The following is a 16,028-nucleotide window of genomic DNA, read 5'->3' as shown; positions in this document are numbered from 1 at the left end:
TAAACAACATAATCTAAAATAAAATTTTAAAATATTCTTTATATTTGTTTTAATAATAACATTACGAAAAACTGGAATAATGCAATCACTCCTCCTAATACCCCACCAATAATCTCAATATGTTTCAATTCATTTTTAGACACAGACAAAATAATTTTTTCCATTTCTTCTAATGAAAAATTTTTCATTTTTTCAAGCATAATTTCTTTAAAATTTATTTTATCTTCTGCGATTTTTATTATTTCTTCCACTATTTCCTCTTTATTTTCCAAAATGGACTTTTTAAAGTATGATTTTATTTTTTCAATTAACGAATCATTTAAAAACATCTTTAATAGTGGATTTTTTTCTAACACACTATTTTTAAGCTTTTCTCCTATAACTTTATCAAGCAGTTTATCTAAAACATCATCATTAATAACATCACTATCCTTTAGTTTTGCTGTAATATGCTCTACTGAAATAAGCTCCTTTTCGATTGTTTCAGCAAGGTTTTCTGATATTCTGTCTCGATTTTTAGGAATTAATCCTTGTATTTTAAAAAATAGAAAGTTTACTTCCTTATAAGGTCTAAATAGCAGCTTTATTGCCAGATAATTTGTAAACCATCCTATAAGTGTTCCAACAAAGACCATTATAGCCAGCTGTATTAATAAATTTCCCAATTTTTCCTCCATATTTATAACTATGAAAATTTTACAGTAATTTATTTAAAATTGATATCAAAAGTTATAATTTTTATTCAAACTATAGATTTTCTAAATTTTATTAATTCATTTTTTAAAGTTAAAATTAACCAACTATTGCTTTTCCATATTCCTTGCATTTCTCAATTTTTTCATCATCATCAACAGCTAGATGAATTATAAGACCATCATTTACAATAGAAAATCCTTCATTTATCATTTCTTCACGCCAAGTTTCCATCCAACCGCCTTGTCCCCAGTCATAAGAACCAAAAAGTCCAACTGTTTTCCCAACAATCTGTTCTTTTATCCCTTCAAAGAATTCAACCATTTCTGGTGCAATTTCTTCTGCTCCGACAGCAGGCGATCCAAATGCTACAAAATCAGCATTTATTGCACTTTCATCAGCTTCTTCTACATTTATCAATTTTACATCGGCTCCAGCATTTTCTGCTCCTTCACCAATGTATTTTGCCATATCTGCAGTATTTCCAGTACCTGTGTAATAAATTATATTTAATGTTGCCATAGTTTTCCTTTCTTTGGTCATAAATTATTGTAAAGCCAAACCCTAAAGTTTGGCTATCTGTATTTTTATTTTGTTAATCTATAAGTATCTCTTGCAATTACAAGCTCTTCTGCTGTTTCAATCTTATATATTTTAACTTTTGAATTTTTGGTTGACAATTCTATATTCCCTGGTAATCTTTGTGCATTTTTTTCTTCATCAAGTTCGATTCCAAAGTATGAAAGCGATTCACATATATGTTTTTTCACTCCAACTGAATTTTCTCCAATTCCACCAGTAAAGGCAATTGCATCAACACCGTTCATTGCCGCAATATAGGCTCCAATATAAAGCTGTATTCTATAGCAGAACATTTCATAAGCTAATTGAGCCTTTTCATTTCCACTTCTTCTTGCTGCATCTAAATCACGAAAATCTGAACTTTCTCCAAATATTCCTAAAATTCCAGACTGTTTATTCATTCTATTGTTCATTTCATCCAAAGAAAGTCCTCTTTTTCTCATTATATAAATAACAGAGGCAGGATCTACATCTCCTGTTCTTGTTCCCATCATAACTCCTGCAAGCGGTGTCATTCCCATTGATGTATCTACAACTTTACCATTTTTTACTGCTGATATGCTCGCTCCATTTCCAAGATGACATACTATAATTTTAGAATCTTCCTTTCCTAACATTTCTCTTGCCACTTCACTTACATACTTGTGAGAAGTTCCATGAAATCCGTATTTTCTCACTTTCAAGTCAGTATAATCTTCATAAGGATAAGCATACATGTATGCTTTTGGCGGCATTGTCTGATGGAAAGCTGTATCAAACACTACCACATTTTTCTTTCCTGGAAGAAGTTTTTGAATAACTCTTATCCCCATAAGATGTGCAGGATTATGTAAAGGTGCAAGCGGTGCTATTTCCTCAAGGTTTTTTATAACTTCATCATCTACGATTACAGAATCATCGTAATATTCTCCTCCATGTACTATTCTATGCCCAATAGAATCTATTTCATCCACACTTGATATTACTCCTATTTTCTCATCTTGAAGTGTTTTTAGAATCAATTCTACCGCAACTGTATGGTTTTCCATTGGAACTTCCATTTTATCAATTTTTTCTCCAGTCAATAAATTCTTGTAACTGAAAATAGGATTTGCAATTCCTATTCTTTCACAATTTCCTTTAGCTAGTGATTGCTCATTTGTCATGTCAATAAGTTCAAATTTTGCTGATGAACTTCCACAATTTATTACCAAAATTTTCATAAATTTCCCTCCAAATTTTTTATCTGTATTTTTATTTATGTTTTACATTTCTGATTCAACGGCAGTAATTGCAACAACTTCTACTATATCTTCCACACTGCATCCTCTTGAAAGATCATGAACTGGACGTGCCAACCCTTGAATTAATGGCCCTAACGCTTTTGCTTTAGCCAGTCTCTGTGTCAATTTATATCCAATATTTCCTGAATCTAAATCTGGAAAAATCAATACATTTGCCTGTCCTGCCACTTTTGATCCAGGTGCTTTTGCAACAGCTACTTCTGGCACAATCGCAGCATCAAGCTGTAATTCTCCATCAAAGTCAAAATCAACATTTCTATCTTTTAAAATTTCGATAGCTTCTCTGACTTTGCTTACAGACACTCCATCTGCACTCCCTTTTGTAGAAAATGATAGAAATGCGACTTTAGGCTCTTTTATCCCAGCAGTAAATCTAGCTTTTTCCGCTGCAGAAATAGCAATATCGGCAAGCTGCATAGCTGTTGGACTAGGTATTACTCCACCATCTGAATACACAAGAGTACCATTATCTCCAAATTCAGGAGTATTTGTTATCATAATAAAAGAACTTGATACTGTCTTTAGCCCTTCCTTTGGCCCAATTATGTGAATTGCAGCTCTTAGGACATGGGCTGTTGGTGAAGATGAACCTGCTACCATTCCGTCTACTCTTCCTTGATGTACAAGCATTGCCGCAAAATATCTTGAATCTGACATAAGTGTCGCTTTTGCAGTTTCAAATGTCATTCCTTTTTTCTCTCTTTTTTTTCTCAAAAGTTCTGCCATCTCGTCAATTGTTGCACATGACTCAGGATTATAAAAAATTGCACCTTCTAACGAAATTCCAATTTCAGATGCTTTTTCCTTTAGCTTTTTCTCATCTCCAACTAGAGCAATTTTTGCGATTCCCTCCTTAATAATTTTTTCTGTAGCCCTTAAGACTCTCTCATCTTCTGTTTCAGGCAAGATAATTGTCTTGTGGAGCTTTTTAGCTTTTTCCTTTAACTCATTCGCTAATGTGTTCATAATTTCTCTCCTTTCTTAATTATATTTATTAATCAAACATAGCTTCAACAAATTCTTTTGTATCAAATTCCCTCAAATCCTCGATTCCTTCTCCGACACCTATAAATTTAATCGGTTTTTTCAGCTCTTCTGTAATCGGGAAAATAATCCCTCCTTTTGCTGTTCCGTCAAATTTTGTCAATATAATTCCTGTCAAATCTACGATTTCATTAAATATTCTAGCCTGTTCCAATCCATTCTGACCAGTTGTGCTGTCAATCACAAGCAAAGTTTCAAAGTCTGTTTCTCCAGACTGTTCCCGTATAATTTTGTTTATTTTTTCAAGCTCCTTCATCAAATCACGTTTATTGTGCAGTCTTCCAGCCGTATCCAGTATCGCCACATCAAATCCACGATTTTTAGCAGTTTTTACTGTATCAAAAATTACAGCGGCAGGATCACTCCCATGTGCCTGTTTTATAACCTCCACACCAGTTCGTTTTCCCCATTCCTCAACTTGCTCAATCGCAGCGGCTCTAAACGTATCTCCAGCCCCAATAATAACCTTTTTTCCGCTATCCTTCAATTTTTTTGCAATTTTACCAATGGAAGTAGTCTTTCCAACACCATTTACTCCAACAACCAAAAGAATATTTAGTTTTCCATCCTGTAATTTTAATTTTGTACTGTTTTCATCATTGTAAATAAGTTTTGCTTTAAGCAATTCCTTTAGTTCATCGTAAATTTGTTCCGATGTTTTTAGTTTTTTTTGTGAAACTGATTTTTCCAGCTCCTCCACTAGCTGCATTGTCATATTCATTCCAATATCTGACTGAATAAGCAACTCCTCCAGTTCCTCGTACAAATCGTCATCTATCGCTTTACCCAAAAGCATTTCCTTCAGTTTTCCAAAAAAACCTTTTTTAGGAGTTGCCAGCCTATCCTTTAAAGGTTTTAATTTAGGCTTTCCTTTTGTTTTCTCATTTGATTTTTCTTCTATTTCTACACTTTCAGTTTTTTCTCTTTCAGTTTCAAAGTTTTTTTCATTATTTTCAGTTTTTTTAGCATTTTTTCCTAAGATTTGCTCAGCTGTTTCCTTTATTTCCTTTTCAGTTTCAGCTTTAATTTTATCTATTTCACTTTGGCTTTCTTGAATTTCTTTTTCTATTTGATTTTCCAAAGTGTTCTTCTGGTCTTCATCTTTTTTCTTTTTTCCAAATTTAAAAAAATTTTTCAGCATTATTTCTTATCCCTTTCCGCCTGTGATTTTTCCAGATAATCTGGTTTCAGATTAAAAATATCAGTCTTTCTTACCACACTAGCATTTTCCAAATTTTTATCTAAAAGCATCTGCACAAATGTCATCGTATTAATTGTCAAATTTTTATCTTCAAATATTTTTACACAACTCCCCAATTTATCTAGTATCTTAACCTTATAATTAAAAACTGCGTCCCCAATTAGATAAACTTTTTTATTATTTCCCTTATTTTCTATTATTTCATCAATTACATTGTCCAGTTTTGCAACTTCATAATTTTTTACCAATTTTAGTTTATTTTCACTTAAAGTTTCATAACCCGCACAATAAATCTTTTCCTTTCGTGAATCAATCATCGAATATATTTCCACATCTTCATCATTTTTCAAACTTTTTTTCAAATTATAATACCCCTGAAATCCAAGTGCATCCAGTTCATTCACTTCATAAAAATTTACATCTCGTCCAAAAAAAAGCCCCTTTACAACTGAAATTGCTATTCTAACCCCTGTAAACGAACCTGGTCCTATCGAAATAATTACATTTTCAATTTCATCTAGCTTTTTCCCAGTCCATTTCAAAAGGCTGTCAATCTGCTCCAAAATCGTAGTAGAATGTGTTTTTGCCATTTCCACATGAATTTCCCCCAGCAGCTTATCTTTCTCATAAAGCGACAATCCAGCCAGCTTAGTTGTAGTCGTTATCGCAAATATCAACATATTTTTCTCCATTTTCATTTTTCTTTACTTTTATACTCGAATCCATTTAAAATTGAACTATTAAAAACTAAATTATTCAATTTCAAAATCTACTTTTTCTCCATTTTCAATCGTATAAACTGATACTTCACGAGCCACATCTGAATAATGATTTATCTCAACAAACACCGCATCTTCAGACATTTCATCCAAAATCTTGTCCGCCCACTCAATAATCACAACACTCCCATCTTCCCCAATATAATCCTCAAACCCAATCTCATAAATCTCCTCAGAATCATTAATCCTGTAAACATCAAAATGATACACAGGCACATCTCCAGAGCTATACTCAATAACATAAGTAAAAGTCGGACTTTTCACATTTTCTGTCACATTGTAACATTCACAAATTTTCTTAGTAAACGTAGTCTTCCCTGCTCCCAAATCTCCAATAAGTCCTAGACAGCCTCCATTTTTTAATTTTTCTGCTAAATTTTTTGCTAATTTATCTATCTTATCAAATGTTAATATTTTATTTTTCATAATTTTTCTCACTTCTAAATATCAATTAAATTCTATTTTTATACTAAAGTCCATTTAAATAACGAATTTATTAAAAACTTTTCTAATTAAAGGATATAAACCTAATATTTTCAAATAATTAAAATATAATTTTCATTTTTTTAATATAGTCTAATTTAGCTAATCTGTCGGAGCATTTTTCTGTGCTGACAAAACTGTTTGAGCATAGCGAGTTTTTTGTCAGTGCAGGAAAATGTCGTAGACTAGCCATAGGTCATAGGATTTGCGGCAATGAGCAATCCTACAAAAATAAAAAAAGAAAAAACATAGTAATATGAAAAATATCTATTAATCAAAATATAAAAATAATTTAGTTGAATGATTATAAATTAGTTATTAAACAACCTTATTATAAAAATAAATTTTTATTTTTAAATGAAATTTAGTATTAAATAAAAATATATTTCATTAACAAATATTTCTTCTATAATTTTTAAAATTTTTTATTTTTTATACACTTCAATAATTTTATTAATAATTTCAGTTGTGGAAATGTTATCCACGAAGGATAAAATCTTTACTTCTCCGCCATTTTTTTCAACAACTTTTGTTTCTGGCAAGTCTTCTTTTTTGTAATCTCCGCCTTTTACGTGAATATCTGGCTTTAAAATATCCAGCAGTTTTTCTGGTGTTTTTTCGTTAAAAATTACTGTATAGTCTACAAATTTTGTACCCAAAAGTACAAAAGCTCTATTTGTTTCACTATTTATAGGTCTTTTATCTCCCTTGTTCACTTTAACTGAAGCATCGCTATTTACACCTACAACCAAAATATCGCCTAAATTTCTGGCTTCCTCTAGATAAGTCAAATGCCCAACATGTAAAATATCAAAAACTCCGTTAGTAAAAACTACCTTTTTCCCAGCCTTCTGGAATCTCACTATTTCATCTCTCATTTTATCAGCAGTCAGCAAATTATCTTTAAAACTTTTTTCCAATTTTCTCTCCAATATATTTATCTATTCTATTTATCATTATAATGTTTTTAATTCATAATTTACTCAATCCCTAAGTTTATTTAATTTTAAAAAGGTTTGAGCATACATCAAATTATACCACATTTTTTCCAAAAAAAGAAAATTTTTCTATTTTTTTTCAACTTTTATTTTTTCTAATTCCAACAATTTGATTTTATTATTTTTTGGATATTTTGATTAATAAATATTTTTTCTTTTTTATTTTAGTAGGATTGTTCATTGCCGTAAATCCTTACCTTGCAATAAAGGTTTGTATCCTTTCTTAAAAAAGTTTGTAATATACTCAAACTTATTTTAAATTAAACTACTAAAATTATATAAATTTATGATTTGAGTAAAATAGTCATAGCTCTTGAGTTTGATTTTAAATAAGTTTTACTATAATTTCGTTATTTAAATGAACTTTAGTATACGCATATTCTCACAATTTTTTATCAAAAGAAAAAGAAGCATAAGCTTACTGCTTTTACTTCTCTTAAATTTTAAAATTTTATTATTAGCACCTTTTTATCGAAATATTTTTATAAAACGTTTTTGAGTTTTATTACAAGTATAAACTATATTCTCATAAAATTTATGTGCTTTTGAACGATGAGAAGCCGAATTTAATCTAATGAAATTAATATTATTGTTTAAAGCATACTCTTCAACAAAAACCATCAGTTTTTTTCCTATACCCTTGCCTTGAAAATTCGAATTTACTGCTAATCCTAATATATTTAACCCAATATCACTATATAAACTTTCATACATCTCTGCATGAACAAAACCAACAACCTTACTTGTTTTTTTGTCTTCATATACTGCGATAATATGATGTTTATAATCAATAGATAATTTTTCAATTTGCATCTTGACAGTATTAATATCAACATCATATCCTAACTCATCTTTACAAATTTCTTGTATATCCTTCGCATCTAGTACATTAATCTCTCTTATCACACTTTTACCTCTATAACTTCTAATTTTTCATATTTGCTTTTTTCCTAATAAATATTATATACTTCAATTTTAGTATTATTTCATATACATTTATTTAGAAAAATCCGTTATCAGCATTTCCACTTCAATTTTATCTTCAAGATCAATATCCATAATATATCCCCATAGCATATTTGTTTGATCTGCTCCAAATTTTTCATTTATAATCATAGTTATTTCCTGTAAATCCGTTAATCCAATGTCTGGTCCTGCTGTAATGCTTAACAGTATCTTTCTCGCTTTTGGAAGATTTTTTATAAAAGGGCTGTTTATTATTTGTTCTGTAGCAAGTTTTACCTTATTCTGTCCTTCACCTTTACCAAATACTATTACACCTTCTCCTGAATTTCCTAGCATTATTTTTATATCATCAAAATCAAGATTCACTATCCCTTGTTTTTTTATTAGATTTGTTATAAATTCTACATTTTTTATAAAAATTTCATCTCTTTTTTCAAATAATTTACCAAAAGTTGTACTTAAATCTGCTTCCATTAATTTTTTAAGAGGCAAAACTATAACAGTATCAGAAACTTCTTCTAATTTCTTGATTTCTTCAGCTTCTCCATTTGAATTAATTGATGTAGCAACTACAACCACTGTTAATATTCCCATTGTTTTTGCAACTTCTGAAACAATGCAGGCTATTTCGTTATTCTTCTTTTCCGACATTTCTGTCAAAATAAATACTAAATCTGTATTTTTGAATGCACTTTGGACGTTTTCACTTAAATTCTCAGAAGCCAATATTTTTGATTCTACATTCAGTTTATCCAAATTCCCTTTATTTGTGTCAATTCCCACAAATTCAACTTCTGCAATCTCTTTTTTCATCATCTTATTCAAGACATCATTTCCCACTGTACCAATTCCAATAACTTTTATTTCAACACCTTCCATTTTTCTTCTCCTTTATATATAAAGTTTTCTTTTCTAGATTTTAACATATTTTTATCAAATATATTAGAACTTTTTACTATTTTTTATACAATTTCGCCTTTTCTTCTAATAATAAAAAATCAATCGTATGCTTTATATAGTCCATTGACATATTATGTATTTTTTGATTGTATAATTTTATTGCTGTTTTTTTAATTTTTTCTTTATTAGCATAAATAAATCTTAATTCCTTTAAAATTAATTTCTTGTAGCATTCATCCGTTTCCTTGTGAATATCATAATATTTAATTACAGCTTTATCAAAAATTGGAATCATATTGCTTATTTTTATAGTTCCTAATAAAACGTTTCTTTGTTTATCGGTAATTCTTATAATAAAATTATTTGATTTTCGCATTTTTCCATTAGTATAATCACTTTTTTTATTTGGAGATGATAATGGTGCCAAATAATCACAATTATTCACTTTTAAAAGCACCCCAATATATTTTCGTGTTTTTGTATAATTTTCTCCTGAATAATTTAAAACTCTATTGTCAAAAAGTTTCAAATAATTTATATAACTTTCATCTACTTCATATAACTTCATAAATCCCCCTCGAAAAAAAGCTACCATAATTGGTAGCTTTGCATTTAAAGTTGCTTCATTTTAAGGCAGTGCAACACCTGTTTTTATCTGTCCTTCATTTTAAGGTAGTGGAACACCTGTTTTTATCTGTCCTTCATTTTAAGGTAGTGGAACACCTGTTTTTAAACTTTTTCTTTCAATGTAATTATATCATATCTAATTGATTAGTCAATACTTTTTTTATTTATAAATTTTTAAATTATTTTTATTAATCGCAAAAATCTGTTGCAATCAAATATACTTTTACACAGCTCCCTTTTTGCTCAAAATCTTCAGAATTTCTACATTTAGTTTCTTCAAAGACTGTTCCCCATGCGAGAAATAAGTCTGGATTTTCAGTGCTTTTGGCTACTGCTGTGGCAATTTGGCTTATTTCTTCCAGGCGTATGTCATTTCCTGAGGTTATATTCATTAGTATTTTTCCTGCTCCTTTTATTGAACGTTCTAAAAGTGGGGTATTTAGTGCCTGTTCTACCGCTTTTTTTGCTCTGTCCTCTCCGTCTGCTTTTCCAAAGCCTAATACTGTTTTGCCTGAATTTTGCAATATAGACTTAATGTCTGCAAAGTCTAAATTTACAATTCCCTGTTTTTTTATCAAATCCAATATTCCTTTTACAATTATCACAAAAGCTTTTTCTGCTTTTTCATAAATATTTATTGCTGGATTTTCTTTATATAGCTCTTTTAATTTTTGATATGGAATGACTATTATTGTATCCGTGAGATGTTTTAATTTTTTCTTTCCTTTTTTAGCAAGTTTTATTTTATTGGAGGTTTCAGATTTAAAGGGACTTGATACAACTGCGACTGTTAATATGCCCATTGTTTTTGCAATTTCTGCAATAACAGCTGAGGCAAAGGCACCAGTTCTTTCAGCCATTTCAGCTATAATAAATACCATATCTGCTTTTTCCATTTCTTTTTTAATTTGCTTTTTTAATCCTTCTACAGCTTCATAAGAAATCATTGAAGATACAAATATTTTTGTATCAGCTTTTGAATTATCTAGATTGCTCCTTTCAGTATCTACAGTTATAAAATCAGCTCTTATATCCTGTCTTGCTGTCATTTTATTTATTACATTATTTCCTGTTTTACCTATTCCTATAATTTTTATTTTTACTCCATTTAATGTTTTTTTCTTAATGTCACTTTTTTCTTCAACACATTCGGCAATGTCCCACATTGTCCAATCCTCCCAAATAATCTTGCTGTAAATGTATTTCTTTTTTTATTATATGCAACTTTGGAGTATAACATATAAATCTTTGTTTTTTATTTTTTATTTTAAAATTTTTTTAAATTTAAGTCAAATTTTTTTATAATATACTCAAACCTATTTTAAATTAAACTGCTAAAATTATATAAATTTATGGTTTGAGTAAAATAGTCATAGATTTTGAGTTTAGTTTTAAATAAGTTTTACTATAATAGCAAACCTACTTTTATTTATCATTAAAAAAATTCCATTATATAACATTATTAATTTAAAACAAGAGTGGAAAGTTAGACTGTTTTCATTTCAATATTTGGTTTTTTATATATTTTTCCCAAAAATTTTTAATTGAATTAACTGTATATTATAAAATTATAGAAAAATATTACTATATTTCATTTTTTTTTATCAATTTTTGGACTATACTATTCTTGTAGATACAAAAAATATTTAAATATAAGTCGGGAGGCGGTTTTATGAAATCTAGAAGTCTACTATTATTTTTAATACTATCTTTAACTTTATTTTCAGTAGTATTATCAAATAAAAACAAAAATCGTAAAAACAGAAATGAAAATAAACCAAAAAAAGAAAATATGATTCAGGCAGGAAACGAAAACATCAGGGAAATCTATCTTGCTGGTGGCTGTTTCTGGGGACTTGAGGCATATATGGAAAGAATCGACGGGGTAAAGGATGCTACAGTTGGCTATGCAAACGGTAAAACTGAAAAAACGAGTTACAACATTGTCGCATCAACGGATCACGCAGAAACAGTTCACGTAAAATATGATGCAAACAAAATTTCTTTGAGCAAACTACTTAAATATTACTTTCAAGTTGTAGATCCTACTAGCATTAATCAGCAAGGAAATGATAGAGGCAGACAATACAGAACAGGGATTTATTATACTAATCCTAAAGATAAAGAAATTATTTTACAGGAAATTGAAGAAGAGCAGAAAAAATATACAGATAAAATTCAAGTTGAAGTTCAGCCTTTGAAAAATTATATACTCGCAGAAGAATACCATCAGGACTATTTAAGAAAAAATCCTAACGGATATTGCCACATTGATATTACTAAAGCAGATGAAGTTATCATTGATCCAAAAGATTATCCAAAACCAAGTGATGAAGAATTGAAAAAACGGCTTACTCCACTTCAATACAGCGTTACACAGAAAAAAAATACTGAACATTCTTTTTCAAATGAGTACTGGGACAATCATGAAGCTGGAATTTATGTGGATATAACGACAGGAGAGCCGTTATTTTCCTCAAAGGATAAATATGATTCTGGCTGTGGTTGGCCAAGTTTTACAAAACCTATTTCAAAAGATGTTGTAACTTATGCAAATGATACAAGTTTTAATATGGTAAGGACAGAAGTGCTTAGTCGAAGTGGAAAAGCCCACTTGGGACACGTTTTTGATGATGGACCTAAAGACAAAGGCGGGCTTCGTTATTGCATAAACAGTGCTTCAATTAAATTTATCCCATTAAAAGATATGGAAAAAGAACATTACGGATATTTAATAAAATTAGTTCAGTAAAATGAACAGGATAGGAGATAATTTATGTTTAATCAGCCATTACTGGTAGGAAGTGTATTTTTAGGAGGGGTAGCAAGTTTTCTATCTCCATGTATTCTTCCCATTGTTCCTGTATATTTGGGAATTTTAAGCAAAGGAAAAAAAACTGTACTTAATACCTTTTTATTTATTTTAGGACTTTCGCTTACTTTTGTAAGCATAGGCTTTAGTTTTAGTTTCCTTACGGGAATTTTCTTTAATGATACTGTAAAAGTTTTGGCAGGAATAATTGTAATAATACTGGGATTACATCAGACAGGCATCTTAAAATTTAACTTTTTAGAAAAAAATAAATCTGTAAATTTAAATTTAATTGGGAAAAATTCTTCATTACAGGCTTTTTTGCTAGGACTGACATTCAGTCTAGGGTGGACTCCATGTGTAGGCCCTATTCTTGCCTCAGTGCTTGCTCTTGCAGGGGAAAAAGGATCTGCAGTCTATGGAGGGTTATTGATGTTTATATACGTCTTAGGACTTGCCACTCCGTTCGTTCTATTTTCCTTTTTTTCTCAGGAATTGCTAAAAAAAGTACGAGCTTTAAATCAATACACAAATTATTTTAAAATCTTTGGAGGATTTCTAATTATATTTATGGGAATTTTGCTAATAATGAATAAGTTTTAATAATTTTGTTTTTTAAAAATTATAATTTTTTAAATTTTATAAAACAATCAGTAATCAAAATAACTTAAAAAAATAATTACAAAAAATATTTTAAATTTGTTATAATACAGAAAGGAAGTAATTTTTATGAAAAAATTAATTGCAGCAATTGCAACTTTATTAAGTTTTGGAGCGATTTCATTTGGAAATACACTACAGGGAGTTCAGTTAAAGGATATTAATAATAAACCTGTTTCCCTTAACAAGTACAAAGGTAAAAAAATATATATTAAAATGTGGGCTTCATGGTGTCCTATCTGTCTTTCGGGATTAAGCGAAATTAATTCTTTGAGTGCAGATAAAAGTAAGAATTTTACAGTTATAACAATTGCTTCTCCAGGACAAAAGGGAGAAAAACCTACAGCTAAATTTATTCAGTGGTATAAAGGGCTTAATTACAAAAACACTACTGTTTTGCTGGATGAAAAGGGTGAAGTGCTAAAAAGGGCAAAAGTTTTGGGATATCCTTCAAACATTGTACTGGATGGGAACTTAAATATTGTTAAAACTTTGCCGGGACATCTGACAGCCGCACAAATCAAAGGAGCTGTTAAATAAGTGTACAGTATTTTAATAATTGATGATGAACCGATTATAAGAAGAGGTATTAAAACCTTTATTGATTTTGAAAAATATAAGATAAGTGATGTTTATGAGGCAGAAGATGGTAATTCTGCCTTTAAGACTTTTTCTGAAGTCTTGCCTGACCTTGTCTTGCTGGATATAAATATTCCCTTTAAAAATGGGCTGACTCTTGCCGAGGAGATGAAAGAGCTGAAAAGTGATGTTAAAATAGCCATTATTTCTGGATATGACTATTTTGAATATGCTCAAAAGGCTTTAAAAATCGGAGTTGAAGACTATATTTTAAAACCTGTTTCAAAGACAGATATAAATGAGATAATTTCAAAACTTATCTATAAGCTGGAAGAAGATAAAAAATATAACGAAGCAAGAAAAATTATTAATAAAATTAGCCAAGCTGAAAAATCTGATAAAAATATTTCTCATAGCAAGTACAAAGATATTTTAACAAAAAAAATTGAAGAAAAATACAGTGATGTTTCCTTTAACTTAAATTCTCTGGCTGATGAAATGAATTTGTCTTCTGGATATTTGAGTTCACTTTTTAAAAATTTGTTTGGTATTCCTTTTCAGGACTATTTGAATAATATACGAATGGAAAAGGCAAAGCTGCTGCTTTTGACAACGGATTTGAAAAATTATCAAATTGGAGAGCTTGTAGGAATGGAAAACTTTAATTATTTCAATTCAAAATTTAAAAAAACTTTTGGAATGACACCGAAAGAATTTAAAAAAAGTGTGCTGGAGAAACTATGAAATTAAAAAGAACTATGAAAAACTCGATGCTGCTTCAGCTGTTTTTTTATTATATTATTGGAAATCTTCTGTTTGTACTTTTTTTAAGCAGTATTTTTTACTATACTTCAAAATACATCATAATGAACAAGGAAATTGAATATACTAACGGAAATGTCATAAGTACATCCCGTTATATTACGCTCTATGCAGATAAATTGAAAAATATAATTAATCTCTTATCTGTTGATGCCGATGTTAGAAATTTTTTAATATCAGGAAATGAAGATTCAAAAAAGAGCATTGAAAAAATGATTTATTCGATTCTTGATAGTAATAAAGGAATTAAAAATATTACTGTAATCGGAAAAAATGGTAACATTGTATCCAGTGACAAAAATAATGATATGAAAATATCAGAAAATATGATGAAGGAAAAATGGTATGTCGATGCTATAAACAATTCCGATATGCCCGTTTTTAATCCCAGCAGAAAAAATTCCACCTCCTCTATGAATTCAGCTCTCTGGTTTCTTTCAATCAGTCGGGACATAAAAAATTCAAAGGGAGAAAATCTTGGTGTTATTGTTTTTGACATTAAATATGAAATTCTTGAAAGATATTTAAATTCCATTTCTTTTGGAAAACAAATCGACAATATTATAGTAGACAAAAACAACAATATTATTTACTACAAAGATGTAAAATGCTTTGCTGATAAAAAGTGTCTTGCAAAATTTTCAGAAAAGAATAAAAATAAAGATACATACTTATACGAAACACAGATTGAAAATACAAACTGGAATTTAAGAAGCCTTGCAAACACAAATGACTTAGTTACCTTAAAGAAAAATTTTTCTCACATAGTTATTATCATTTTCCTAGTTTCATTAGCTTTTTCTTCCATTATTACATTTATCGTAATAACAAAGATTCTAAGGCCTTTAATAAAACTGGAAAATCATATGCAAAACTTTGAAAATAATCTACGGGAATTTCATTTAAGCGAAAAAACAGGCTATGAAGTTCAGAATCTTGTAGAACATTTTAATGTAATGGTCGAAAAGATAAAATATTTGCGGGAATATGAAATAAAGGCTCTTCACAGCCAGATTAATCCACATTTTCTGTATAATACGCTTGATACAATTATTTGGATGGCAGAATTTGAAGACAATGAAAAAGTAATCAGCATTACAAAATCACTTGCAAACTATTTTAGGCTTTCCCTTAGCAACGGTCACGAAAAAATACCCTTAAAAGATGAAATTATGCACACTAAAGAATATTTATTCATACAAAAGCAGAGATACGAAGACAAACTTTTCTATTTTTTCAACATAGAAGACGAAAGCCTTCTTTCCATCGAAGTTCCAAAAATCATAATCCAGCCAATTGTAGAAAACTCCATCTATCACGGAATAAAAAACCTTTCTGGAAACGGAATTATTACAATCGACGTTTACAGAGAAAATAGCACTATCAATATCTCAGTCAAAGACAACGGAATAGGCTTTGAAAAAGCCAAACAGTTCAAAAAAAGCAAGACAGGCGGTGTAGGATTTCAAAATGTCGATAAAAGAATAAAATTCTATTACGGCAAAAATTATGGCGTATTTATAAATAAAGACAACAAAACCGAAGGAGCAGAAGTAATTATAAAAATTCCTTTTAAATCAAGTTTGTAATGTATTCTCA

17 protein-coding genes are annotated in these 16,028 nt (G+C 29.5%); 5 read left to right on the top strand and 12 right to left on the bottom strand.

What is annotated here, in order from left to right; translation table 11 throughout:
- Window positions 1-38: 38 nt before the first annotated feature.
- The 12 genes from FVE75_RS00955 to FVE75_RS00900 all read right to left on the bottom strand — a co-directional run bounded on the left by FVE75_RS00955 (window position 39) and on the right by FVE75_RS00900 (window position 10,722).
- A complete protein-coding gene (locus tag FVE75_RS00955; RefSeq protein WP_147004797.1) occupies window positions 39-665 on the bottom strand; it encodes a DUF445 domain-containing protein in 627 nt (208 codons plus the stop codon).
- 127 nt (window positions 666-792) lie between these two features.
- Window positions 793-1,215, bottom strand: a complete 423-nt coding sequence (locus FVE75_RS00950) for a flavodoxin (RefSeq protein WP_147004796.1) — start codon at window positions 1,213-1,215, stop codon at window positions 793-795.
- 65 nt (window positions 1,216-1,280) lie between these two features.
- Window positions 1,281-2,477 carry an acetate/propionate family kinase gene (locus tag FVE75_RS00945; RefSeq protein WP_147004795.1) on the bottom strand — a complete coding sequence of 399 codons (1,197 nt, stop codon included), beginning with the start codon at window positions 2,475-2,477 and terminating at the stop codon, window positions 1,281-1,283.
- A gap of 42 nt (window positions 2,478-2,519) precedes the next feature.
- Window positions 2,520-3,524 carry a phosphate acetyltransferase gene (pta, locus tag FVE75_RS00940; RefSeq protein WP_147004794.1) on the bottom strand — a complete coding sequence of 335 codons (1,005 nt, stop codon included), beginning with the start codon at window positions 3,522-3,524 and terminating at the stop codon, window positions 2,520-2,522.
- 28 nt (window positions 3,525-3,552) lie between these two features.
- On the bottom strand, window positions 3,553-4,743 hold the full coding sequence (gene ftsY / locus FVE75_RS00935) for a signal recognition particle-docking protein FtsY (protein WP_147004793.1): 1,191 nt from the start codon (window positions 4,741-4,743) through the stop codon (window positions 3,553-3,555).
- Window positions 4,743-5,483: a tRNA (adenosine(37)-N6)-threonylcarbamoyltransferase complex dimerization subunit type 1 TsaB gene (gene tsaB / locus FVE75_RS00930; protein WP_147006423.1), complete on the bottom strand. Its 741-nt coding sequence runs from the start codon at window positions 5,481-5,483 to the stop codon at window positions 4,743-4,745. The genes ftsY and tsaB overlap by 1 nt, the downstream gene beginning before the upstream one ends.
- A 72-nt stretch (window positions 5,484-5,555) precedes the next feature.
- Window positions 5,556-6,008, bottom strand: a complete 453-nt coding sequence (tsaE, locus tag FVE75_RS00925) for a tRNA (adenosine(37)-N6)-threonylcarbamoyltransferase complex ATPase subunit type 1 TsaE (protein ID WP_147004792.1) — start codon at window positions 6,006-6,008, stop codon at window positions 5,556-5,558.
- Window positions 6,009-6,490: 482 nt separating this feature from the next.
- A complete protein-coding gene (gene rfaE2, locus FVE75_RS00920) occupies window positions 6,491-6,943 on the bottom strand; it encodes a D-glycero-beta-D-manno-heptose 1-phosphate adenylyltransferase (protein ID WP_408610440.1) in 453 nt (150 codons plus the stop codon).
- A gap of 588 nt (window positions 6,944-7,531) precedes the next feature.
- Window positions 7,532-7,969: a GNAT family N-acetyltransferase gene (locus FVE75_RS00915; RefSeq protein ID WP_147004790.1), complete on the bottom strand. Its 438-nt coding sequence runs from the start codon at window positions 7,967-7,969 to the stop codon at window positions 7,532-7,534.
- Window positions 7,970-8,059: 90 nt separating this feature from the next.
- Window positions 8,060-8,908, bottom strand: coding sequence for an FtsZ/tubulin family protein (locus tag FVE75_RS00910; protein WP_147004789.1), 849 nt, complete (start codon window positions 8,906-8,908; stop codon window positions 8,060-8,062).
- A 76-nt stretch (window positions 8,909-8,984) separates the two neighbouring features.
- Entirely contained in the window at window positions 8,985-9,497 is a 513-nt protein-coding gene (locus FVE75_RS00905; RefSeq protein WP_147004788.1) for a type III toxin-antitoxin system ToxN/AbiQ family toxin, read from the bottom strand.
- 247 nt (window positions 9,498-9,744) lie between these two features.
- Window positions 9,745-10,722 carry a cell division protein FtsZ gene (locus FVE75_RS00900; protein ID WP_147004787.1) on the bottom strand — a complete coding sequence of 326 codons (978 nt, stop codon included), beginning with the start codon at window positions 10,720-10,722 and terminating at the stop codon, window positions 9,745-9,747.
- Between the two features lie 506 nt (window positions 10,723-11,228).
- On the opposite strand from FVE75_RS00900, the gene msrB reads away from it, so the two are divergent.
- From msrB to FVE75_RS00875, 5 genes are all read left to right on the top strand, one after another.
- Window positions 11,229-12,308 carry a peptide-methionine (R)-S-oxide reductase MsrB gene (msrB, locus tag FVE75_RS00895; protein WP_021743700.1) on the top strand — a complete coding sequence of 360 codons (1,080 nt, stop codon included), beginning with the start codon at window positions 11,229-11,231 and terminating at the stop codon, window positions 12,306-12,308.
- A gap of 24 nt (window positions 12,309-12,332) precedes the next feature.
- The gene (locus FVE75_RS00890) at window positions 12,333-12,971 is read left to right on the top strand and encodes a cytochrome c biogenesis protein CcdA (protein ID WP_147004786.1); all 639 of its coding nucleotides are present in this window, start codon (window positions 12,333-12,335) and stop codon (window positions 12,969-12,971) included.
- Window positions 12,972-13,097: 126 nt separating this feature from the next.
- Window positions 13,098-13,568 (top strand): redoxin family protein, encoded by a 471-nt coding sequence (locus FVE75_RS00885; RefSeq protein WP_021743702.1) that lies wholly within the window; start codon window positions 13,098-13,100, stop codon window positions 13,566-13,568.
- Window positions 13,569-14,351 (top strand): response regulator transcription factor, encoded by a 783-nt coding sequence (locus FVE75_RS00880; RefSeq protein ID WP_147004785.1) that lies wholly within the window; start codon window positions 13,569-13,571, stop codon window positions 14,349-14,351.
- Window positions 14,348-16,018 (top strand): sensor histidine kinase, encoded by a 1,671-nt coding sequence (locus FVE75_RS00875; RefSeq protein WP_147004784.1) that lies wholly within the window; start codon window positions 14,348-14,350, stop codon window positions 16,016-16,018. Before FVE75_RS00880 ends, FVE75_RS00875 begins: the two co-directional genes overlap by 4 nt.
- Window positions 16,019-16,028: the final 10 nt, after the last annotated feature.

It is taken from the genome of Leptotrichia hongkongensis (assembly GCF_007990635.1).
GTDB lineage: Bacteria > Fusobacteriota > Fusobacteriia > Fusobacteriales > Leptotrichiaceae > Leptotrichia > Leptotrichia hongkongensis.
Note: the sequence above shows the minus strand (reverse complement) of the source record. Positions and strands in the feature narration are given on the sequence as shown.

What these genes read in the sequence shown, in the direction of transcription:
- FVE75_RS00950 (WP_147004796.1), bottom strand. Translation starts at nt 1,215, where the DNA reads ATGGCAACATTAAATATAATTTATTACACAGGTACTGGAAATACTGCA.
- FVE75_RS00945 (WP_147004795.1), bottom strand. Translation starts at nt 2,477, where the DNA reads ATGAAAATTTTGGTAATAAATTGTGGAAGTTCATCAGCAAAATTTGAA.
- pta (WP_147004794.1), bottom strand. Translation starts at nt 3,524, where the DNA reads ATGAACACATTAGCGAATGAGTTAAAGGAAAAAGCTAAAAAGCTCCAC.
- ftsY (WP_147004793.1), bottom strand. Translation starts at nt 4,743, where the DNA reads ATGCTGAAAAATTTTTTTAAATTTGGAAAAAAGAAAAAAGATGAAGAC.
- tsaB (WP_147006423.1), bottom strand. Translation starts at nt 5,483, where the DNA reads ATGTTGATATTTGCGATAACGACTACAACTAAGCTGGCTGGATTGTCG.
- tsaE (WP_147004792.1), bottom strand. Translation starts at nt 6,008, where the DNA reads ATGAAAAATAAAATATTAACATTTGATAAGATAGATAAATTAGCAAAA.
- rfaE2 (WP_408610440.1), bottom strand. Translation starts at nt 6,943, where the DNA reads ATGAGAGATGAAATAGTGAGATTCCAGAAGGCTGGGAAAAAGGTAGTT.
- FVE75_RS00910 (WP_147004789.1), bottom strand. Translation starts at nt 8,908, where the DNA reads ATGGAAGGTGTTGAAATAAAAGTTATTGGAATTGGTACAGTGGGAAAT.
- FVE75_RS00905 (WP_147004788.1), bottom strand. Translation starts at nt 9,497, where the DNA reads ATGAAGTTATATGAAGTAGATGAAAGTTATATAAATTATTTGAAACTT.
- FVE75_RS00900 (WP_147004787.1), bottom strand. Translation starts at nt 10,722, where the DNA reads ATGTGGGACATTGCCGAATGTGTTGAAGAAAAAAGTGACATTAAGAAA.
- msrB (WP_021743700.1), top strand. Translation starts at nt 11,229, where the DNA reads ATGAAATCTAGAAGTCTACTATTATTTTTAATACTATCTTTAACTTTA.
- FVE75_RS00890 (WP_147004786.1), top strand. Translation starts at nt 12,333, where the DNA reads ATGTTTAATCAGCCATTACTGGTAGGAAGTGTATTTTTAGGAGGGGTA.
- FVE75_RS00885 (WP_021743702.1), top strand. Translation starts at nt 13,098, where the DNA reads ATGAAAAAATTAATTGCAGCAATTGCAACTTTATTAAGTTTTGGAGCG.
- FVE75_RS00875 (WP_147004784.1), top strand. Translation starts at nt 14,348, where the DNA reads ATGAAATTAAAAAGAACTATGAAAAACTCGATGCTGCTTCAGCTGTTT.